General features: G+C 61.8%; 18 protein-coding genes. 9 read left to right on the top strand and 9 right to left on the bottom strand.

Translation table 11 applies throughout. From position 1 onward, the window contains the following. Window positions 1-20: 20 nt before the first annotated feature. From LDN82_RS02340 to LDN82_RS02310, 7 genes are all read right to left on the bottom strand, one after another. Window positions 21-881 carry a sugar phosphate isomerase/epimerase gene (locus tag LDN82_RS02340; RefSeq protein WP_224166219.1) on the bottom strand — a complete coding sequence of 287 codons (861 nt, stop codon included), beginning with the start codon at window positions 879-881 and terminating at the stop codon, window positions 21-23. A 62-nt stretch (window positions 882-943) separates the two neighbouring features. Further along, window positions 944-1,819 (bottom strand): ATP-binding cassette domain-containing protein, encoded by an 876-nt coding sequence (locus LDN82_RS02335; RefSeq protein ID WP_224166218.1) that lies wholly within the window; start codon window positions 1,817-1,819, stop codon window positions 944-946. Then, a complete protein-coding gene (locus tag LDN82_RS02330) occupies window positions 1,816-3,705 on the bottom strand; it encodes a dipeptide/oligopeptide/nickel ABC transporter permease/ATP-binding protein (protein ID WP_224166217.1) in 1,890 nt (629 codons plus the stop codon). The genes LDN82_RS02335 and LDN82_RS02330 overlap by 4 nt, the downstream gene beginning before the upstream one ends. Further along, entirely contained in the window at window positions 3,702-4,643 is a 942-nt protein-coding gene (locus LDN82_RS02325) for an ABC transporter permease (protein WP_224093987.1), read from the bottom strand. Before LDN82_RS02325 ends, LDN82_RS02330 begins: the two co-directional genes overlap by 4 nt. Before the next feature lie 6 nt (window positions 4,644-4,649). Continuing rightward, the gene (locus tag LDN82_RS02320; RefSeq protein WP_224093979.1) at window positions 4,650-6,185 is read right to left on the bottom strand and encodes an ABC transporter substrate-binding protein; all 1,536 of its coding nucleotides are present in this window, start codon (window positions 6,183-6,185) and stop codon (window positions 4,650-4,652) included. A 236-nt stretch (window positions 6,186-6,421) separates the two neighbouring features. Then, window positions 6,422-7,429, bottom strand: a complete 1,008-nt coding sequence (locus LDN82_RS02315; RefSeq protein WP_224166216.1) for a Gfo/Idh/MocA family oxidoreductase — start codon at window positions 7,427-7,429, stop codon at window positions 6,422-6,424. Between the two features lie 50 nt (window positions 7,430-7,479). Beyond that, the gene (locus LDN82_RS02310; protein WP_224166215.1) at window positions 7,480-8,325 is read right to left on the bottom strand and encodes a sugar phosphate isomerase/epimerase family protein; all 846 of its coding nucleotides are present in this window, start codon (window positions 8,323-8,325) and stop codon (window positions 7,480-7,482) included. Window positions 8,326-8,537: 212 nt separating this feature from the next. Between LDN82_RS02310 and LDN82_RS02305 the strand changes: the two genes are divergently transcribed. Continuing rightward, window positions 8,538-9,557, top strand: a complete 1,020-nt coding sequence (locus LDN82_RS02305) for a LacI family DNA-binding transcriptional regulator (protein WP_224166214.1) — start codon at window positions 8,538-8,540, stop codon at window positions 9,555-9,557. A gap of 443 nt (window positions 9,558-10,000) precedes the next feature. Here LDN82_RS02305 and nadE read toward each other — a convergent pair whose 3' ends face one another. After that, the gene (nadE, locus tag LDN82_RS02300; protein WP_224166213.1) at window positions 10,001-10,822 is read right to left on the bottom strand and encodes an ammonia-dependent NAD(+) synthetase; all 822 of its coding nucleotides are present in this window, start codon (window positions 10,820-10,822) and stop codon (window positions 10,001-10,003) included. Window positions 10,823-11,051: 229 nt separating this feature from the next. After that, window positions 11,052-11,768 (bottom strand): GntR family transcriptional regulator, encoded by a 717-nt coding sequence (locus LDN82_RS02295; protein ID WP_224166212.1) that lies wholly within the window; start codon window positions 11,766-11,768, stop codon window positions 11,052-11,054. Between the two features lie 286 nt (window positions 11,769-12,054). Between LDN82_RS02295 and eat the strand changes: the two genes are divergently transcribed. From eat to LDN82_RS02255, 8 genes are all read left to right on the top strand, one after another. Further along, window positions 12,055-13,485, top strand: coding sequence for an ethanolamine permease (gene eat, locus LDN82_RS02290; protein ID WP_224166211.1), 1,431 nt, complete (start codon window positions 12,055-12,057; stop codon window positions 13,483-13,485). Between the two features lie 50 nt (window positions 13,486-13,535). Continuing rightward, entirely contained in the window at window positions 13,536-14,918 is a 1,383-nt protein-coding gene (locus LDN82_RS02285; RefSeq protein WP_224166210.1) for a glutamine synthetase family protein, read from the top strand. Next, a complete protein-coding gene (locus LDN82_RS02280) occupies window positions 14,899-15,669 on the top strand; it encodes a gamma-glutamyl-gamma-aminobutyrate hydrolase family protein (protein WP_224166209.1) in 771 nt (256 codons plus the stop codon). Before LDN82_RS02285 ends, LDN82_RS02280 begins: the two co-directional genes overlap by 20 nt. Next, the gene (locus tag LDN82_RS02275) at window positions 15,666-17,036 is read left to right on the top strand and encodes an aldehyde dehydrogenase family protein (protein WP_224166208.1); all 1,371 of its coding nucleotides are present in this window, start codon (window positions 15,666-15,668) and stop codon (window positions 17,034-17,036) included. The genes LDN82_RS02280 and LDN82_RS02275 overlap by 4 nt, the downstream gene beginning before the upstream one ends. A 30-nt stretch (window positions 17,037-17,066) precedes the next feature. Beyond that, the gene (locus LDN82_RS02270) at window positions 17,067-17,849 is read left to right on the top strand and encodes a 3-oxoacyl-ACP reductase (RefSeq protein WP_224166207.1); all 783 of its coding nucleotides are present in this window, start codon (window positions 17,067-17,069) and stop codon (window positions 17,847-17,849) included. 383 nt (window positions 17,850-18,232) lie between these two features. Continuing rightward, window positions 18,233-18,916: a PadR family transcriptional regulator gene (locus tag LDN82_RS02265; protein ID WP_224095085.1), complete on the top strand. Its 684-nt coding sequence runs from the start codon at window positions 18,233-18,235 to the stop codon at window positions 18,914-18,916. Window positions 18,917-19,006: 90 nt separating this feature from the next. Continuing rightward, window positions 19,007-19,765, top strand: coding sequence for a MerR family transcriptional regulator (locus LDN82_RS02260; protein ID WP_224095084.1), 759 nt, complete (start codon window positions 19,007-19,009; stop codon window positions 19,763-19,765). A gap of 44 nt (window positions 19,766-19,809) precedes the next feature. Continuing rightward, a complete protein-coding gene (locus tag LDN82_RS02255; RefSeq protein ID WP_224095083.1) occupies window positions 19,810-20,412 on the top strand; it encodes a TetR/AcrR family transcriptional regulator in 603 nt (200 codons plus the stop codon). The last annotated feature ends 52 nt before the right edge of the window (window positions 20,413-20,464 follow it).

Raw genomic sequence — 20,464 nt, 5'->3', positions numbered from 1 at the left:
GCAATCTCCTGTGTTGAAATCTAGAAAAGGTCGGCGTGGCCCATGGCCACCAGGTTGTCGTGCGAGGTCTGGAGTGCGTCCCAGACGGTCCGGCCGTACAGTTCGTCCTGCTCCACAAGCAGATATTGGGCACCAGCGGCCAGGGCGGCAGGAATGATGGATGGGAAGTCCAGGTTGCCTTCGCCCACTTCAGCGAACTGCACCACATTCCGGAATTCCGCCATGAATCCGGGAAAGTCGCCCTTCTCCAGGAGCCCGAAGGACGATTCCGGCATCTGACCGATCCTGTAGTCCTTGAGGTGCACCATGGCAGTCTTGCCGGCGTACTTTTGGAGGGTGCGGACCGGGTCCAGGCCGCCGCGCTGCACCCAGTGGACGTCAATCTCCATACCCATGGCAGGGGAGTTCCCGGCGATGATGTCCAGCATGTACCTGCCATCAAACTTGGCGAATTCGATGTGGTGGTTGTGGTAGTACAGGCCGATGCCGTGCTCCTGCAGCCGCTCTGCGTAGCCATTGGCTTGCTTGGCGAATTCCACCACCGAATCCAGGGACTTCATCGCCCCGAACGGAAGCATGCCGATGCGCAGCAGCGAGGTATCCAGACGCTTGGCATCGTCCACGATCTTGTCGAAGTTCTCTGCCAGTGACTCCACCGGCATGCCCTTGCGGCCTTCAATATTGACTGAAAGCGCGGCGATATCCATACCCAGCTCCGTGCGGGACCGGTCCAGCTCGCCCACATTCTCCGGAGTCATCGGGATCTGGGAAATCTCGACGGCGTTATAGCCGATCGCACTGACCTTGCGGAGCGTTTCGAATGCTCCCACGTCAGCAAAACTGTCCTTCAGCATCATGGCTTGGACGCCTATTGTGGCCACTTTTTCCTCCGGGGTTTCCGGGCCCTTCCGGACCCTGGATGTGTCATGGGATGCCGGGCTGTTCAGGCCACGGCACCTTGCTGTTCGATTTGGCTAAGTTGGTTTGCGAGCAGCCGGTGGCGGTCTGCCCGGCGCTGTTCCTGGCGGTCAGGATCCGGCACGGGCGAGGCGAGCAACAGTCGCTGGGTGTAGGGGTGTTCAGGATCGCGGGTGACCACCTCGGCGGGGCCTTGCTCCACGATTTCACCGTGGTACATGACGGCCACGCGGTGGCTGATGTGCCGCACGACGTCGAGGTCGTGGGACACGAACAGGTACGAAACCCCGGTGTCCCTTTGGATCTGCAGGAAGAGGTCCAGCACCCGGGCCTGGGTGGAGAGGTCCAATGCGCTGACCGGTTCGTCGCAGACAATGAGTTTGGGTGACAGTGCCAACGCCCGCGCAATTGCAACACGCTGGCGCTGACCGCCGCTGAACTCACGCGGTAGCCGGTGGATCGCGTCCGAGGGCAGGCCCACCTGGTCCAGCAGTTCCTTTACGCGCTTCTTGGCCGCTGCAGGTTCCATGCCCTGCACGCCCAGCGGTTCAGCCAGGATGTCTCCAATTTCCAGCGCCGGGTTCAGCGAAGTGTAGGGGTCCTGGAACACCACCTGAAGGTCCCGGCTCAGCGTCCGGCGTTCCTTGCGCGAGGCGTTGCTGATGTCATTGCCTTCGAAAATCACCTTTCCGGACGTGACGGGTGCCAGGCCCAGAACAGCCCTGCCCAAGGTGGTCTTGCCCGATCCGGACTCCCCCACCAGGCCAAGGGTCTCGCCTTGGCCAATGCTGATGTTTATGTCCGTAAGGGCCCGGAAGGGCTTGGCCCTGAACCGCTTGCTGGGGTACTCCACCACGAGGTTGTCCACGGATAGTAGCGGGGAGCTTTGTGCGGGGCTCATGCGACGGGCTCCTTGTCCTGTGATACAAGCATCGTCATGGGGGTCTTTCCTTCGAGCATGGATCCAAGAAGGGTCTGGGTGTATGGCTCTTTCGGGTTTCGGAGGATATCCCGGACGGTTCCCTCTTCAACAAGCCGCCCGTTCTGCATGACAACAACACGGTCGCAGAGGTCGGCGACGACGCCGAAGTTGTGGGTCACAAGGATCACACCGATGTTCAGACGCTGCTGCAATTCGCGAAGCAGGTCCAGCACATCGGCCTGGACGGTGACGTCCAGCGCCGTAGTGGGTTCGTCAGCGATGACCAGGTCCGGTTCGCAGCTGATGGCACCGGCGATGAGCACGCGCTGGGCCATGCCACCGGAAACCTCGTGCGGGTAGGCGTTGAAGGTCAGTTCCGGGTTGGCAATGCCGACGTCTGTGAGCAGTTTGAGGGCACGCTGGCGGGCTTCTGACTTCGAGATTCCCAAGACACGGACCATGGGGGTGACCAGCTGGTAGCCAATGGTGAAGGCCGGGTCCAGGTTGCTCATCGGTTCCTGCGGAATGTAGGAAATCCTCCTGCCGCGCAGCTTGGACAACCGCTCCTGGCTGACGCGGTCCTCGCCCGGCGCCACGGTGTAGCTGCCGTCGAACTGAATGGAGCCGCCCACAATCCTGGCGTTGTCCGGGAGCAGGCCCAGGATGGAGAACGCGGTCTGGGACTTGCCCGAACCCGATTCGCCCACAATGCCCAGGATCTCGCCGCGGTCCACGTGGAACGAGACGTCGTCCACCACCTTCTTGATGGAACCATCAGCCTGCGGATATCCGACGCCGAGGTTGGTCACCTTGACCAGGTGATGCTCGGTTCCAAGCTCGACGGCGGCCACGGATTTGCGTGACTGGCGCGCCTTGGCGGGTTCCGCCGTCGTGCGTTCTGCAGCGTTGCGTTCGGCTTTGGCGACCTTCTTCTTGCGGTGCTTGATCTTTTCGCCGTCTTCCAGGGCATCGCGGATAGCGTTGCCAAGCAGGACGAGTCCACCAATGGTGAGTGCCATGGCAAGTGCCGGCCAGAGAAGCAGGGTTGGCGTGAGATAGACGTTCTTGAAGCCCTCCGAGAGCATGACGCCCCACGTTGCTTTGGTGGGATCACCAAGGCCCAGGAATTCAAGGCCGGACTGGATGGCGATGGCCACGCCCGCGATTGCTGCGGTCTGGATGATGATCGGTGCGCGGACCACGGAGAAGATATGGCGCGCGATGATGCTCAGGTCCGAAAGGCCGGAGACACGTGCGGCATCCACGTAGAGCTCGTTGCGGACCGACTGGACCGCGGTGCGTGTCAACCGGAAGTAGGACGGGCTGATGAGGACACCGAAGGCGATCATGGAAATCCACACCGATGGACCGAACGCCGCGCGGATGGTGAGCAGAACGATCAGGCCGGGCAGGCTCATGAGGATGCTGACCACCCAGTTGGAGACCGCTTCGAACTTGCCCGCGTAGTAGCCGGCGATCAGGCCTGCGGGAAGTCCGATGGCGATCGCCACGCCTGCGCACAGCAGGGCGGACAAGAGGGTGAGCTGGGCGCCGAAGAGCAGGCGGCTCCAGGTATCGCGGCCTGCACTGTCAGTCCCCAGGATGTTCACGGAGTCCGCCGGTGCCAAGGTCTTGGTGATGTTCGCGAAGTTCTCCTCAAACGGAGCCAAAACCGGGGCGAAAATAGCCAGCAACGCGATGCTTCCCAGGATCACCAGCGAGGCGATACCCAGGGGGTTCCTGAGGAGGCGGCGCATCATTCCGGAACGCACCACGGTACCGCTTTGTCCATCGGGGGCCTTCGCTGCCACACCCATGGAGTCGGGACTTGCGGAAATTGCCGCTGAATCTACGGAATCGCTCATGACACACGTACTTTCGGGTTGAGCCAACCATTGAGAATGTCCACCAGGAGGTTCACCACGATGACCACCACCACGGTGTACATCACCACTCCCATGACAACAGGAAGATCGGACTGGCCTGTTGCGGTAACTGCGAGGGGACCCATTCCTGGAAGGGCGAAGATCTGCTCGATGATCACCACGCCTCCCAGCATGCCGATGAGTTGCAGGCTCAATACTGTGAGGCCTGCCGGAGCGGCGCTACGGAGCACGTGCTTGAACAGGATTTCACGTTCTCCAATGCCCCGGCTGCGCAAAGTCCGCACGTAGTCACGCTCGAGCTGCTTGATCACGGCACTGCGGATTTGCTGTGCCCCGCCGGTCACTCCATTGATGAGCAGGGCGATGACCGGAAGGGTCATCGAGTACACCCAGGCCTCGGGTCCCACCTCGGGAGAGATAGTGCTGGTAGCCGGGAAGAGGCCCAGCTGGATGGCAAGGATGGTCACAAGGAACACGCCGATCACGTATCCGGGGATGGAGTCGCCGATGATGGCGCCAACCTGGACTGCCCTGTCCACCCAGCCGCGCTTCACCGCTGCAGCAACGCCGATCAGGGCTGCGCAGATGGCGATCAGGATCATTGCGGCGAAAACCATGGTCATGGTTACCGGGATCCGGGTGGCCAGGGAGTTGGCCACCGGCTCCGAGGTGAACCAGGAGGCTCCAAGGTTTCCGCTCAAGGCATCGCCCAACCAGGCGAAATAGCGCGTTGCAAGTGGCTGGTCGAGACCGAGCTCCTGTTCCTTCATGGCCACCTGTTCAGGTGTGGCTTGGTCACCCAGGATATTTTGGGCGATGCTTCCGCTGGAGGTGTACAGCAGGATGAAGGTGAGCGCCGAGACTACGAACAACACCACCAGACCGCTGCCCAGCCTTTTCGCAATGAACTTGATCATGGGTTCCTACTTGGCGGGCGAGTAGTTATAGATGGACGGAACGGCCTGCTGTACTTGCGGGGTGACGTTCACTTTGTCGTTGTGGTAGTACATCTGGTTCACGCGGAAGAGCGGGGCGAACCATGCCTGTTCCACAACGTACTTGTTGACTTCCTGGGCCAGCTTGCCGGCCTCTTCGCCACCGGTGCGCACAGCCTGGATCTTCGCCTCGAGTTCAGGTGTGGTGGTCTTGAAGGGGTTGTACAACGCCTTGGTGGAGACGATCTGGTCGATCGCAACGGTAGGTTCACCCTGGAAGAGGTTGAAGAAGAGCGCCTGGTACTTCTGTGCCGCGACATCAGCGGTGAACGTGTTGGTGATGGCAGCGCCCGGTTTCAGGGTGATTCCAACGTCCGCGAGCTGTTGCTGCATGACAGAGATAAGGGTTTCAGCTCCGGGCAGAGTGGGAACGTCAAGGGTTACCTTGCCCTCGAAGCCGGAGTCCTTCAACAGTTGCTTGGCCTTGGCGGGATCGTAGCTGTAGTAGTTCTCCAGCTCCTCCGTCCAGGCGCCGCTTTCCTTGCCGAACGGCTGCGAAGTAGGCGTGCCTTGGCCCAGCATTACCTGTTCCAGAATGGTCTTGCGGTCGAATGCATAGTTGATGGCCTGGCGGACCTTGACGTTGGCAAGTGCGGGGTTCTTTGTGCCGTCCCGGTCCAGAAGAAGCAAACCGGACCAGTCAACCTGGTTGGTTTCGAGTTTCATCTTGGCACCCTCTGCCTGCTTGCCGTTCTTGGGATCCAGGAGCGTGGCATCGATCTGGCCGGAAACCAGGGCGTTGGTGCGGGCCGTGGGATCGGTGAGGATCTTCAGGGTCAGCTTCTTGTACTTCTGCAGGTCCTTGTTCCAGTATCCCTCGCGGGCGGTGAAGACCGTCTGGGAATCTTTCACCGAGGCCGCTTTGTCCATCACGTACGGTCCTGAACCAACCGGTACGGTCTTGATCGCATCAGTGCCGAGCGCTGCGGGGCTGCCCATCAGGCCGGCGGCTTGGCTCAGGAAGTACTCCAATGCCGGCTCTGGAGCGCTGAGGTTGATGTCGATGGTGTCCTCGTCCACCACGGCGATGTCCGATACCGATCCGAGCTGGGCCATCTGCGGGCCGTTGGCCTTCTTGAAGTGGTCCAGGTTGGCCTTGGCTGCTGTGGCGTCGAACTTGGCGCCATCGCTGAACGTGACGTCCTTCCGGAGGTCCACGGTGAGCTTGGTATTGGTGTCGTTGTACTTCCAGGCGGTGGCCAGCATGGGGCTGAGCTTGCCGTCCGGTTCGCGCAGGATCAGGGAGTCATAGGCTGCCTGGTACGGCTGTAGTGCGTGGCCGACGTGAGCCTGGGCAGGATCCCACGAAGTGATGTCACGGAGCGTGCCCAGCGTCAAGGCCGTGATGGATTTTCCGCCACCGGCGTTTGAACCAGCTCCGGCTCCTCCGCCACCACATGCGGTGAGCGCCAGGGAGGCGCTGAGTACGAGGGCGGCTGCTGCCGCCTTTGGACCTAACTTCATTGTCGGCTCCTAATGAGTCTTTGGCCTGACGCGAATCAGAACGAAGGTTGTGGCGTGGACCACATTTTTATCGGTGTGGGACTTACATTACGGAAGGAATCCCGGCTTGGCAACCGATTGTCAAAAGTTTCTGAAAATGTTGCCAAGTTGCCAGGATGTTGGACTCGGTTCCCTGAATTGGAGGCGAAAATGGCCGGAAACTTCGGGCCGGAATCGTCGGCAGACCCGGCTGCGGTTCAGCTCACCAGCTCCAACTGGTCCGGATAGCTCTGCGCATAGATGTCCTTGACGATCCGGAGCGACTTGGCCGCCTCTGCCGGACTTATCCAGAAAGGCCCCTCATCCTCGAGCCCGGTGTAAAAGTCCTTGATCAGCAACTCATGCGAGACGCCCCAATAGGACCTGCCGCCCGTTTCCGCCACCCGCTCCGGGATGACATCCACGGTGCCGTCGTCGTAAGTCACCGTGAGGTCGCCGCGCAGGCTGAGCGTCGCCTTTTCGGTCACGATGTCCAACGAGACCGGCGCATTGACCGCATTGGCCAAAGTTGCATAGAAGACACTCCGCGCGCCGTTTACGTGCTCGGCAACAAACTCCGCGGTGTCTTCCACCTCAATCACGCCAGCCAGGGAGCGCGTCGACGCCCGGCCTTCCACCTTGGCAACATCACCAACCAGCCATTGAAGCAAATCGACAGTATGGATTGCCTGGTTCATCATCAGGCCACCCCCACCCTCCAGCCAGGTGCCGCGCCAAGGCCGGTCGCGGTAGTAGTCGCCGTTCCGGTGCCACATGACAGTGGCCGATGCGCCGATTACCCTACCCAGCCCACCGCCGTCGAGCATTTTCCGCATTGCCTGGGACGTCGCGTTGTAGCGGTTCTGGAAGCAAACGGCGATCTTGGCCTGGCTCCGTTCAGCCGCAAGAATGAGCCGCTTCCCCTCTTCAAGCGTGTGCGCGAGAGGCTTCTCGACGATCACATTGACGCCGCGCTCCAGGCAATCGGCTGCCAGCGAGGCATGGAGGTGGTGCGGGGTACAAAGATGCACGACGTCGGGACGCGCCTTCTCCAGCATGTCCAGATAGTCCGTGTACCCCGGCACGTTGTGGGCGCCTGCTGCCCCTTGCAACCGCCCGGGATCGGTATCGCAGACACCGACCAACTGGACATCGTCCATGGTTGAGATCGCCGAAAAGTGGATCGTTGAGATGTCACCGCAACCGATGACTGCCGCTGTAGGCATTTCCTGCTCCTTTGAAGGATGGTGCTGGTGCGTTGCGGCCGAGCCGGCTGTCAGGCCAGTTCGACGCCATTCCTGGCCGCCAGGCTCGCGAAAGCCCTCGCAGCAATGCCGAAGGCTACGGGTCCGGAGTACCCACCCAGCTCGTGGGCGTTGGCGAGGTGCGGCTCCAAGGAGGCGAAGCCTGTGAAGCCGTCGGCCTTGAGTGCGGCAATGGTGGCATCCAGTTCGCCGTCACCCTGCCCGGCAGGAACCACCTCACCCGTATCGGCCAAGGCATCCTTTACCTGCAAGTACTCAAGGTACGGACGCAGCATCGCATAGCCCTCGGTGTAAGGCTTGACGCCTACCTGTACGAAATTGGCGTTATCCCACGCCACCCGGAGCGCCGGGGACGCCACAGTCTCCATGATGTCCAGCACCCTCTCGGGCGTATCGCCGTAGATGCCCTTTTCGTTTTCGTGGAGCAGGACGATTCCACTGGCTTCGGCCTCGGCAGCCAATGCCCTCATGTGTTCCATGACGGCATCCCGGATTTCTTCCTGGCTCTGGCCTTCGGCGCGGTAGAAGGAGAAGATCCGGACGTACTTGGTGTCAAGGCCCTTGGCCGCTGAGATGATCTGGCGGAGCCGATTGACCTCATGCTCCACGGGAAGGCTGACATCCACCTTGCCTATGGGGCTGGCAACGGCAGAGACTTTGAGGCCTCTTTCGTCAAAAATCCCCTTGAGCCGCTCCACTGCTTCCTTTTCCAGCTCGGACACGTTCACGTCCCAGGCGCTGCGGACTTCGATATGGCTGGCGCCGAGGGCCAGGAGTGCAGCGGCCTGGATTGCGGGATCGGGGTCTATCTCATCGCCGAAACCGGACAGGCTCCACACGGCATTGGGTTGAGTCACGAAATCTCCTAGATAGTGCCTGTGGCGGCTGGTTCCTCGCGGCGCCGCAAGGGTGCGGTGACACAGTTCACAGGCGGTGCTGTTCCCTGAGTTTAGCCAACTTGGCATCCTCATGACAACCGATTGCCACAATCTGCCATGCTGTGGCATTCTTGATAAACGGTGTGGCAGCAATCACAGCCGGATGACCCGTTGTTCAGAGAGGAACACCCATGGCGACACAACCCGTGGCATCAGACCGGCCCGCCACCATCCATGACATTGCCGCCCTGTGCGGAGTCGCGGCATCTACTGTGTCCCGGGCGCTCACCAACCCGGACCGCGTCAATATCCGCACCCGACAGCGGATCCAAGCTGCCGCCGTCGAACTTAACTACACCCCGAACTCCCAAGCAAAGGCACTGAGCTCCGGCCGGACCGGAGCAGTTGGGGTGCTGGTGCCGGATATCACCAACCCGTTCTACTTCGACCTCATCCGCGGAACGCAGCTGCAACTCAAGGCTGCAGGGTACACACAGTTACTCGTGGACACCGAGGAATCCGATGAAGTTGAGGCCAGCACCCTGGAGCAGCTGCGCAAGAGCGCTGACGGCGTGATCGTTGCAGCCTCCCGCTTGAATGACGAGTCCCTCGCCGCTGCTGCCGCCAAGATGCCCATGGTCACAGTGAACCGGGACGTCGTCGGCGTTCCTGCAGTCATCATCGATACTCCATCCGCCATGCCGCAGGCGCTGGACCACCTTATTTCCCTGGGGCACACATCCGTGGCCTACGTAGCCGGGCCGGTAGTCTCGCAGTCGAGCGCCCGGCGCTGGGCCTCGCTGTCCGCAGCAGCCGAGGACCGTGGGGTGGACGTTCGTAGCCTCGGCCCTTTTGCTCCAAAGACGCAGTCCGGCGCTGCCGCTGCCGATGCCGCTGTCCACAGTGGAGTGACTGCCTGCATTGTCTTCAACGACCTCATAGCCATCGGCATGTTGCAGCGGCTTCGCGAACGCGGCCTGCGCGTGCCCGAAGATATGAGCATCGTGGGTTGCGACGACATCTTTGGTGCCGGCTTCTGCAACCCACCTCTGACGACCATGAGCTCACCCATCGAGCAAGCCGGCCGGGTGGCCGTGTCCATGCTGCTGGCCCAACTGAACCCCTTGGCTGGAGGTGGCAACCGCAGCCGCTCCGTCATGCCCACCCATCTCACCGTCCGCGGCTCCACAGGTCCGGTCTCTTCCGGCTAGGTCGGAGGTTTTAGGGAACGTTCTCTCACATCCTGCCGCCCCACAGGCAACGTTCTCTCACATCCTGCCGCCCCACAGGCAACGTTCTCTCACATCCTGCCGCCCCACAGGCAACGTTCTCTCACATCCTGCCGCCCCACAGGCAACGTTCTCTCACATCCTGCCGCCCCACAGGCAACGTTCTCTCACATCCTGCCGCCCCACAGGCAACGTTCTCTCACATCCTGCCGCCCCACAGGCAACGTTCTCTCACATCCTGCACGTCGGGACTCAACGCGTTTGTCCCACGTCGGGCGGTGCGGCCGTAAAGTTTTCCTGGGACTACGTGATGGGAGCTCCGCGTCGAAGCCCGGTGCTATGTGCGAGCGCATCGGCCAAAAGCACGTTTGATGTGAGAGAACGACCGCCAAAAACCTATTGGATATGCGAGAGGAAATGCGGGGCTATTTCCACCACGTGTCGAAGATGGTGACCGGCACTGTGCGCTTGTGGCGTGTGCGGAGGTACTTCTGCTCAATGATTTCCGCAACGCCGTCGGGAACTTCGCGGCCTTCAAGGTAGTCGTCGATTTGGTCGTACGTGACTCCGAGCTCGTCTTCATCGGTACGGCCCGGCTTGTCGTCCAGCAGGTCAGCCGTGGGCACCTTCTGCCAAAGTCGCGCGGAAGCGCCCAACTCGGCCAGGAGTTCGCGGTTCTGGCGTTTGTTCAGACCGAACAGCGGCAGGATGTCCGCACCGCCGTCGCCATATTTAGTGAAGAAGCCCGTGACGGACTCGGCGCCGTGGTCTGTGCCGATCACCAGGTAGTTGTGTTCGCCGGCGATTGCGTACTGGGCAACCATGCGTGCGCGGGCCTTGGTGTTGCCTTTGTGAAAGTCGGAGATTTCAGCGCCAGTGGTTTTCTCGAACTCTTCCTCGAATCCGTCCACGGCGCGGGAGATGTTGAAGGTCCGTTCGGTTTTGGCCTTGATGAAGTCCAACGCGGCTTGGGCATCGTCTTCGTCGTGCTGAATACCGTAGGGGAGCCTGACCGCGACAAAGTTCGCGTTAACGCCTTCAGCTTCCAATTCCTCGACTGCCAGCTGTGCCAAGCGACCGGCAAGAGTGGAATCAAGCCCCCCGGAGATGCCCAGCACAAAGCCGTTTGTGCCCGTGGCTTTCACGTATTCCTTCAGGAACGTGACCCGTTTGCGGACCTCCTCTTGGGGGTTGATCCGGGGCTGGACGCCCATTTCCTCGATGATCTTGGCCTGGAGTTCGCGCATGTGTCCAACACTAGTCAGCCGCATGACAAAGGCTCAACCATATTGCGACGCGATTCGACGTCCTTTGATTCGACCTGGGCGGCCTCGGATGTGAGAGAACGTCCAGTGAAAAGTCGCACGATGTGAGAGAACGATCACTGAAAAGCCGCACGACGTGAGAGAACGACCGCCAAAAAGCCGCAGGACGTGAGAGAACGACCGCCAAAAAGCCGCAGGATGTGAGCGAGGATCAGGCGAGGAAGCCGCGCAGCAGTGAAGCCGTTCCTTCCAGGTGTTCGATGGTGGCCCGCTCGGCGGCGGGGGCATCGCCGCGCAGGATCGCTTCGGCGATCTCGGTGTGTTGTTCGTTGGCATGCTCCAGGTTGGTGCTGAGCAAGGGGATCCGGTCCAGGAGTTCGTTGAGCCGGGACCGTGTTTCGGCCACGGCGCCTACCAGGCTTGCGGAGCCGGACAATTCGGCAATCGCGATGTGAAACCGGGCGTCGCGCGGACGGTAGCCCACGGCAGGGGAAGCGCTGACTTCAGAGAGGCAGACCTGTAGGTGCCGGCGGGCAGCTGCGGAGAGGTCCGCTTTGGCGGCCAAACCAGCGGCGGCAGGCTCGATGATGGACCTGAAGAGCAGGACGTCCTCCACTTCGGCGGGGTCGAGCGGCCCTTGGTCCGGCTGGCGCTGGACTGCCGTTGTGGAAACGTATGTTCCGCCGTACCGGCCGCGCTGGACTTCCAGATAGCCGGCGCTTTGCAACTCCCCCAAGGCGTCGCGAAGGGTGGCGCGGGAGACTCCCAATTGTTCGGCCAGTTCGCGTTCGGGCGGCAGTTTCTCGGCCGGAGCGAAGATCCCCAGCTTGATGGTCTGCAGGATGTGTTCGATGGTCTCTTCGAACGCGTTGCCGCCCCTGACTGGGCGCAGCATCGAGAACGACGGGCCAAACGGTGAGTCCGGCACGGCATCTCCTTCCACGGAATGCGGGCTGCGCCAACCAATGAGGCCATTCATAGGGCGCTGCTGCCTCCATGCTACCCACGCCGAGCAATAAAGGTCATCAAAGAAACCATTGAACACGCCTCGAATTGTGATCCAAGTCATCAGGTTTTTCAGAAAAGTCTTGACTCGTGGCGAATCACGCTCCAGACTTTGAAGCACACTTTGGACTGAAAACAGTCCTTTAGGATCTGATTGATCCCCCCGCTCGACTTTTCCCAGAAGCATTCCTCAGACGATAGGAACACGCATGGAAACAGTGCACCAGCCGCCCGGCGGCGAGGATGAGTATTTGAAGCACCGGCGCCTCAAACGGGGTGCCGCCGGATGGGTTCTCCTCGCGGGACTTGGAGTGGCCTACGTGATCTCCGGCGATTTCGCCGGCTGGAACCTGGGCCTGGCACAAGGAGGCTGGGGCGGCCTGCTGATCGCTTTCCTTCTCATGGCCGTGATGTACACCTGCATGGTTTTCGGGCTCGCTGAGCTCTCATCAACGCTCCCGACGGCGGGGGCCGGCTATGCGTTCGCCCGCCGGGCCCTGGGACCACTGGGTGGATTCGCCACCGGCATGGCGGTCCTGATCGAATACGCGGTGGCACCGGCAGCTATTGCCACCTTCATCGGCGGCTATGTGGAGGCGCTCGGCCTGTTCGGCCTCACCAACTCGTGGCCGGTCTACCTGGTCACGTACGTCATCTTCATCGGCATCCACATCCGCGGAGTCGGCGAAGCCCTCAAGATCATGTTCGCCATCACCGCGGTGGCCACCATCGCCCTGGCCGCCGCCGTCGTCGGCCTGCTTCCAAAGTTCGATTCGGCCCGGCTGTTCGATATTGTTCCCGATGGATCCGCAGGCTCCAGCGCGTTCCTGCCCATGGGTATCAGCGGCATCCTGGCTGCGCTGGTCTACGGAATCTGGTTCTTCCTTGCGGTGGAGGGCGTTCCCCTCGCGGCTGAGGAAACGTCGAATCCAAAGCGGGACATGCCCCGGGGAATCATTGTGGCCGTCATCATCCTGGTCATTTTCGGCGCGCTAATGCTGGTTTTGGTACCCGGTGCAGCTGGCTCCCAGGCCATGAGCGAATCCGACAACCCGCTGCCTGAAGCCCTACGCATCGCCTACGGTGGCAACACTTTCCTGGCTGAGTTCATTAATTACGCCGGACTGGCTGGTCTGGTGGCGAGCTTCTTCTCCATCATTTATGCCTATTCACGCCAGCTGTTTGCCCTCTCGCGGGCAGGCTACCTCCCCCGCTGGCTCTCCCTCACCGGCAAACGGCGCACCCCGTACTGGGCATTGATTGTTCCGGGCACCATTGGATTCCTCCTCGCGGCCATCACCCAGGATGGTGCCTTGCTCATCAACATCGCAGTCTTCGGCGCGACGGTTTCCTACGTCCTGCTGAACCTCTCGCACATCGTCCTTCGCAAGAAGGAACCCAACCTGGAACGCGGTTACAGAACGCCGGGTGGAATCGTCACGACGTCGATTGCCCTGGTCCTGTCCGCGGTGGCAGTCGTGGCGACGTTCGTCGTCGACGTCTTTGCCGCTTCCATTACGGCAGCGATTTTTGCCGCTGCCCTCCTTTACTACTGGCTCTACAGCCGGCACCGGATCGTGGCTGGCGCACCCGAAGAAGAGTTCGCCCAACTCGCCATGGCCGAGGCCGAGCTGAAGTAGCAGCCAGCAGAACCTGACATCCACTCACAGAACCACACTGCGGAGACATCATGAATTCCCACATCCAAGAGTCCAGCCGGAACCGGCAGCTCACCGTCGACGAACTGCGCGAAGCCGTGGCAATCGGCGAGATCGATACTGTCATTGTCGCCATCACCGATGCGCTGGGTCGCCTCCAAGGCAAGCGCTGCGGCGCACGTTCCTTCCTTGAAGACGTTCTGGATCACGGCGCGGAGGGCTGTAACTACCTGCTCGCCGTGGATGTTGAAATGCAAACCGTGGACGGCTACGCGATGTCGTCTTGGGAGACCGGCTACGGGGACATGGTGATGCTGCCGGACGTTTCAACACTCCGGAAGGTTCCTTGGCTCGAAGGCACAGCCATCGTGCAATGCGATGTCCTGTGGACGGACCGGACGCCCGTGGCAGCATCACCACGGCAGATCCTGAAAGCGCAGATCGAACGGCTCGAAAAGCTGGGCTACCGGGCCCACGTTGGCACCGAGCTTGAGTTCCTGATGTTCGATGACTCATACAACCAGGCCTGGCAGAAGAACTACACGGGCCTTGCGCCGTCGACGCAATACAACGTGGACTACTCGCTCCTTGCCACAGCCCGGTTGGAACCAGTGATCCGCTCCATCCGCAACAACATGGAAGCCGCGGGCCTGGTGGTCGAGTCGTCCAAGGGCGAATGCAACCTGGGCCAGCAGGAAATCACGTTCCGCTTCGACGAAGCCCTCGCCGCCTGCGATAAGCACACGTTCTACAAGAACGGCGCCAAGGAAATCGCCGACCAGCACGGCAAGAGCATCACGTTCATGTCCAAGTTCAACGAGCGTGAAGGCAACTCCTGCCACATCCACTTCAGCCTCACCGACCTGGACGGCAACCCGGTACTGGCGGGCGACGGCGAACACGGCTTCAGCCCGCTGATGGAACGCTTCGTTGCGGGTCAACTCGCGGCGCTGCGGGAACTCGCCTACTTCCTGGCACCCAACATCAATTCCTACAAGAGATTCGTGGAAGGCAGCTTCGCCCCGACGGCGATCGCCTGGGGCCTGGACAACCGCAGCTGCGCTCTCCGCGTGGTGGGTCACGGCCGCGGCCTCCGCACCGAGAACCGCGTGGGCGGCGGCGACGTGAACCCCTACCTCGCCGTGGCTGCAATGATCGCCGCAGTCGTCCATGGCATCGAGAACGATCTCCAGTTGCCGGCAATCACCAAGGGCAACGCTTACGAATCCGATGCGGAACGGCTGCCCACTACATTGCGGGACGCGCGGGACCTCCTGGCCGAGAGCAGCATTGCCCGCAAGGCTTTCGGCGACGACGTGGTGGACCACTACGTCCACGCCGCCAACGTTGAGCTCACCGCTTACGACAGCGCCATCACAGATTGGGAGCGGGTCCGTGGCTTCGAACGTCTCTGAAACTTACGGGCAACCGTACAAGCCCAGGATCGCGCTCACCAGTTACCTTCAGGAGGCCTCCTGGGGAGTGTGGAATACGACGGCGGCAATCCTCCCGGGAACGTACGTGGAGGCAGTGGTCGCAGCCGGAGCAACACCAATCCTGCTCCCTCCGCTGGGCACCGACGAATCCGTGCTGGACCTGGTGGACGGCTTGATCGTGGTGGGAGGTCCCGACGTCGATCCTTCCCTCTACGGCGAGCCGCCGCACCCAGCCACCAAGCCACAGCCGCTGCGGGACGCGCACGATTCCGCCCTGATCCGTGCCGCACTTGAGCGCGAACTCCCGCTGTTCGCGATCTGCCGCGGAGCGCAGCTCCTCAACGTCGTACTGGGCGGGACCTTGATCCAGCACATCCCCGACGTCATTCCAGACAGCAAGAGCCAGCCGGCACCTGGGGTTTACGGAGAAGCATCCTTCACCACCACCCCGGGCAGCCTCATCCACCACCTGCTGGGCGGCTCCGCCACCTCCCCGTGTTACCACCACCAGGCCCTGGACTCGGTGCCGGACACCCTGCGTGTGACTGCCCGCTCCGCCGATGGGCTGGTCCAGGCAGTTGAAACAACCGAAGGTGGCTGGGTTCTGGGTGTTCAGTTCCATCCGGAACAGAACCCCAACGATCTCCGGCTGTTCCGCGGGTTCGTGGAAGCTGCCGCCGGCTACCGCTCAGACCAGACCGCAACAATGAAAGCGATGTCCCCCGCATGACAGCAACAGTGTTTGATGTGATCAATCCGGCCACCGAGGAGGTCATCCAGACTGTTTCCTTGGCTGGCCCGGCAGAAACGGACGCAGCCATTGCCAAGGCAGCCGCCGCCTACGAGACGTGGCGGGCAGTTACCCCCGCGGACCGGGCGCTGCTGCTGCGACGGTTCGCTGCCGCCGTCGACAATGACCTGGAGAACCTCGCGCAACTTGAGGTGCGCAACGCGGGCCACACCATTGGCAACGCGCGATGGGAAGCGGGCAACGTCCGCGACGTCCTCAATTACTACTCGGCTGCTCCGGAACGTCATTTCGGACGGCAAATTCCCGTGGCCGGTGGAGTCAACATGACATTCCACGAGCCCTTGGGGGTAGTTGGCATCATCGTGCCGTGGAACTTCCCGATGCCCATTGCAGGGTGGGGATTTGCCCCCGCACTGGCCGCAGGCAACACAGTGGTCCTCAAGCCGGCGGAGGTCACGCCGTTGACCGCCATCCGCCTCGGTGAACTGGCGCTGGAAGCGGGGCTTCCTGAGGGCGTCTTCCAGGTGATTCCCGGCAAGGGTTCCGTGGTGGGCCAGCGGTTCGTCACCCATCCGGCGGTCCGCAAGGTGGTGTTCACTGGCTCCACAGGCGTTGGAAAGCAGATCATGGCCGGCTGCGCGGACCAGGTGAAGCGCGTGACGCTTGAGCTGGGCGGCAAGAGTGCCAACATCATCTTCGACGACGCCGACCTTGAGATGGCTGCGGCCGCCGCTCCCGGTGGCGCTTTCGACAACGCCGGGCAGGACTGCTGCGCACGTTCCAGGATCCTTGTGCAGCGCAGCGTCTATGAGCGCTTCCTCGAGCTGCTGGAACCAGAGGTCCTGGGCATGCGTGTCGGAGACCCCGCAGATCCGGCCACCACAATGGGGCCGCTGATCTCCGCCCAGCAGTTGGAGACGGTTTCCGGTTTCGTGCCCGACGGCGCACCGGTCGCCTTCCAGGGGAAGGCGCCGGAAGGGCCGGGCTTCTGGTTCCCGCCGACTGTACTGACTCCGGATGTAAAAGCCCCGTCATTCACCGACGAGATCTTCGGGCCGGTTGTTGCCGTGGTGCCGTTCGACGACGAAGCAGACGCCATCCGGATCGCCAACAACACGGAGTACGGCCTGTCCGGCTCGATCTGGACGTCCAAGGTGGACCGCGCATTGCGCGTAGCCCGGGGCGTCGAGTCCGGCAATCTTTCCGTGAATTCGCACTCGTCCGTCCGATACTCCACGCCTTTTGGCGGCTTCAAGCAGTCCGGCCTTGGCCGCGAGCTTGGCCCCGACGCGCTGGATGCCTTCAGCGAAGTCAAGAACGTCTTTATTTCCACCCAGTCCGCCTGAACTTTTTCCACTTTTCCAAGGAGAGCACCAATGCAATCAGTAGTTTCGAACCGTCTCGCAGGCCGCAGCGCAGTCATCACCGGCGGTGCCAGTGGCATCGGTCTGGCCACAGCACGCCGGATGGCCGCTGAGGGCGCCAACGTCGTCATCGCCGACATCGAACCGACGTCCGGAATCGCCGCTGCCAATGAAGTGGGCGGCCTGTTCGTCAAGGTGGACGTCACCAGCGAAGAAGAGGTTCGCAACCTCTACGCCCAGACCAAAGAGAGCTACGGCAGCGTGGATATCGCCTTCAACAACGCCGGTATCTCCCCCGCCGACGACGCTTCCATCCTCGACACCGGAATCGACGCCTGGCGCAGGGTGCAGGAGGTCAACCTGACCTCCGTCTACTACTGCTGCAAGTACGCCATCCCGTACATGCAGGAGCAGGGCAAGGGCTCCATCATCAACACGGCGTCGTTCGTGGCTGTCATGGGAGCGGCAACGTCCCAGATTTCGTACAGCGCCTCCAAGGGTGGCGTGCTGTCCATGAGCCGCGAACTCGGCGTCGAATTCGCCCGTCAGGGCATCCGCATCAATGCCCTCTGCCCCGGCCCGGTGAACACTCCCCTGCTGAAGGAACTCTTCGCCAAGGACCCCGAGAAGGCAGCCCGGCGGTTGGTGCACGTGCCCCTGGGTCGCTTTGCGGAGCCGGAGGAGCTAGCCGCGGCTGTCGCATTCCTCGCCAGTGACGACGCTTCCTTCATCACGGCATCCACGTTCCTGGTGGACGGCGGGATCTCGGGCGCTTACGTCACTCCCCTTTCGTAGGCTTTCCCAAGAACCCCGACGCCTAAAGAACCCCGACGGCGGGTGCGGACTTCACGTGAAGTCCGCACCCGCCGTCGGACTTTAACGTTCTCTCACATCCCAACCATCCCCACCCGATGCTCGCTCACATCCCAACCGTCCTAACCCGATGCTCGCTCACATCCCAACCGTCCCCACCCGATGCTCGCTCACATCCCAACCGTCCCCACCCGATGCTCGCTCACATCCCAACCGTCCCCACCCGATGCTCGCTCACATCCCAACCGTCCTAACCGAATGCCCGATCCCCAAAAAGACTATTGACGTTCCGATAGTTACCGATATATCGTTAACTATCGCCGATATTCCTTCGACGAACCACTAACCGAAAGGATGATGCTGTTATGAAAGGCATCCACAATCACGACGAAAGCTCGTTCCCGGAACACGGTTCCGGACTTCCCGAACATGGCCATGGACGCGGCCGCTTCAATCGCGGCAAAGGGCGCCGGGGTCCCCAAGGACACGGCGGACCCGGCCGCGGGCCAGGCTTCGGCCCGGGATTCGGGCCTGGCGGATTTGGTCCCGGCGGGTTTGGACCTGGCGGGTTCGGCCCCGGCGGATTCGGTCCCCGCGGGTTCGGGCCGGGCGGTCCCCGTCGTAACCGAGGCGACGTCCGCGCTGCAATTCTTTCCCTGCTCGCCGAGGCTCCTTCCAACGGCTATGGACTGATCAAGACCATCGCCGAGAAGACCTCCGGAGCCTGGCGTCCCAGCCCCGGGTCCGTCTACCCCACGCTGCAGCAGCTGGTTGATGAAGAGCTCATCACAGCCGTGGGCGAGGGGCGCAGGACGGAATTCACTTTGACGGACGATGGCCGGGCCTACGTTGCAGAGCATGAAGAAGAACTCGCCAACGCCTGGAACACCGAGGCTGACGGAAACATGCAGGAGTTCCACCAAAGCATCGGGAAACTGATGGGCGTCGTCCACCAGTTCCGCGCCGCGGCAACCGACGAACAGCGCAGGGCGGCGATCGAAAAGCTCGATGAAACCCGCCGCGCGCTCTACCTGATCCTGGCCGACTGATTCCTCCAATCCACCCCCTTGACCTTGACGTAACGTCAACCATTACTGTCAAAGGACAAGCCAGGAACGCGAAGGTCGGACGGAGGACACATGGACTGGTCGATCCAGGAAATTGCCAAAATGGCAGGGACCACCAGCCGCACGCTGCGTCATTACGACGATATTGGGCTGCTCAAGCCAAGCCGGACCGGTCATAACGGCTACCGCTATTACGACGGTCCGGCCTTGGTGCAGCTCCAGCGGATCCTCCTGCTCCGGGAACTTGGACTGGGCTTGCCTGCGATTGCCGACGTGCTGGCCCGGGAGACCGACACCGTCAAGGCGTTGAGCGGCCATCTGGAATGGCTTGGGCAAGAGCAGGACCGCCTGTCGCGGCAAATCGCGTCGGTGCGGCAAACCATTGACACATTGAAAGGGGATGGAAAGTACATGGCACAGGACATGTTTGACGGCTTCGACCACACTCAATACAAGGACGAGGTGGAGGAACGCTGGGGCAAGGACGCTTACGCCACCAGTGACGCTTGGTGGCGCGGCATGAGCGCCGAAGAAAAGCAGCAATGGAAGGACCGCTCCCGCCAACTGGGTAGCGACTGGATCTCCGCTGCCACATCCGGCATCGCGCCGGATAGCGCTGAAGCACAAGAACTGGCAAGGCGCCACGTGGAATGGCTCCGCGGAATCCCAGGCACACCGTCCGCCACACCCGGTGGAGACGTGAAAGGCTACGTCACCGGCCTCGGTGAAATGTACGTTGCTGATCCTCGATTTGCCGCGAACTATGGCGGCGAGCCGGGAGCCACGTTCGTTCGCGATGCCCTGCGGGTTTACGCGGAGGAAAACCTGTAGGCAGCCGGGATGCGCCAATTCGGGTTTGGCAATAGTCTGGCCGAATGGGTACAAGCACCGTAAAGTCCAGCGAACAGGTTGACAGGCAGACACGCATCCTCGAAGCGGCCCTGGAACTCCTGTCCCGCCACGGCATTTCGGGCATCAATATGCGAGCCGTGGCGCGTGAAGCAGGCGTGGCGCTTGGGCTCGTGAACTACTACTACGAGGACAAGTCGAGCCTGATCCGCGCGGTTCTGCACCGGATCGAAGAGCACGACCTCATGCTCGTGGAGCCGGAGCCGGCATCAACCCCTGAGGAGCAACTCCGGGAGTCACTTCGGCGCGTTGCGGACCCTGATCTCCTGACTACGCCGTACCTGTCCCTCCGCCTCCACCTCTGGGCCCTCGCCCAGGCTGACGAGGACTTTGCACGGATCAACGCGGCGGCTTTTGACCGGTATCTGGTCGGGCTTGCCACACTCATAGGGAATGCCAGACCCGGGCTTTCTGCTGATGAGTGCAGGGAGCGCGCGGCAGACATCGTCGTCGTGCAAAACGGCATGTGGCTCACCACGCTCCTGGGCATAGACAAGGCTGCTATCGAGCGAGGTATTGCCCGCACGGAGCAGATCGCTTTCGCCCCTTCGCGGGGTAACGATGGTTGAACACAGGTAGAGGGGATTCTGCGGCGACGGTCGCGGGCCCCTAGGCAAGCGT

Origin of the sequence: Arthrobacter sp. StoSoilA2 (genome assembly GCF_019977195.1) — a bacterium.
In the GTDB taxonomy this organism is placed as follows: Bacteria; Actinomycetota; Actinomycetes; order Actinomycetales; family Micrococcaceae; genus Arthrobacter.
This window is presented reverse-complemented; position numbering and strand designations above follow the sequence as displayed.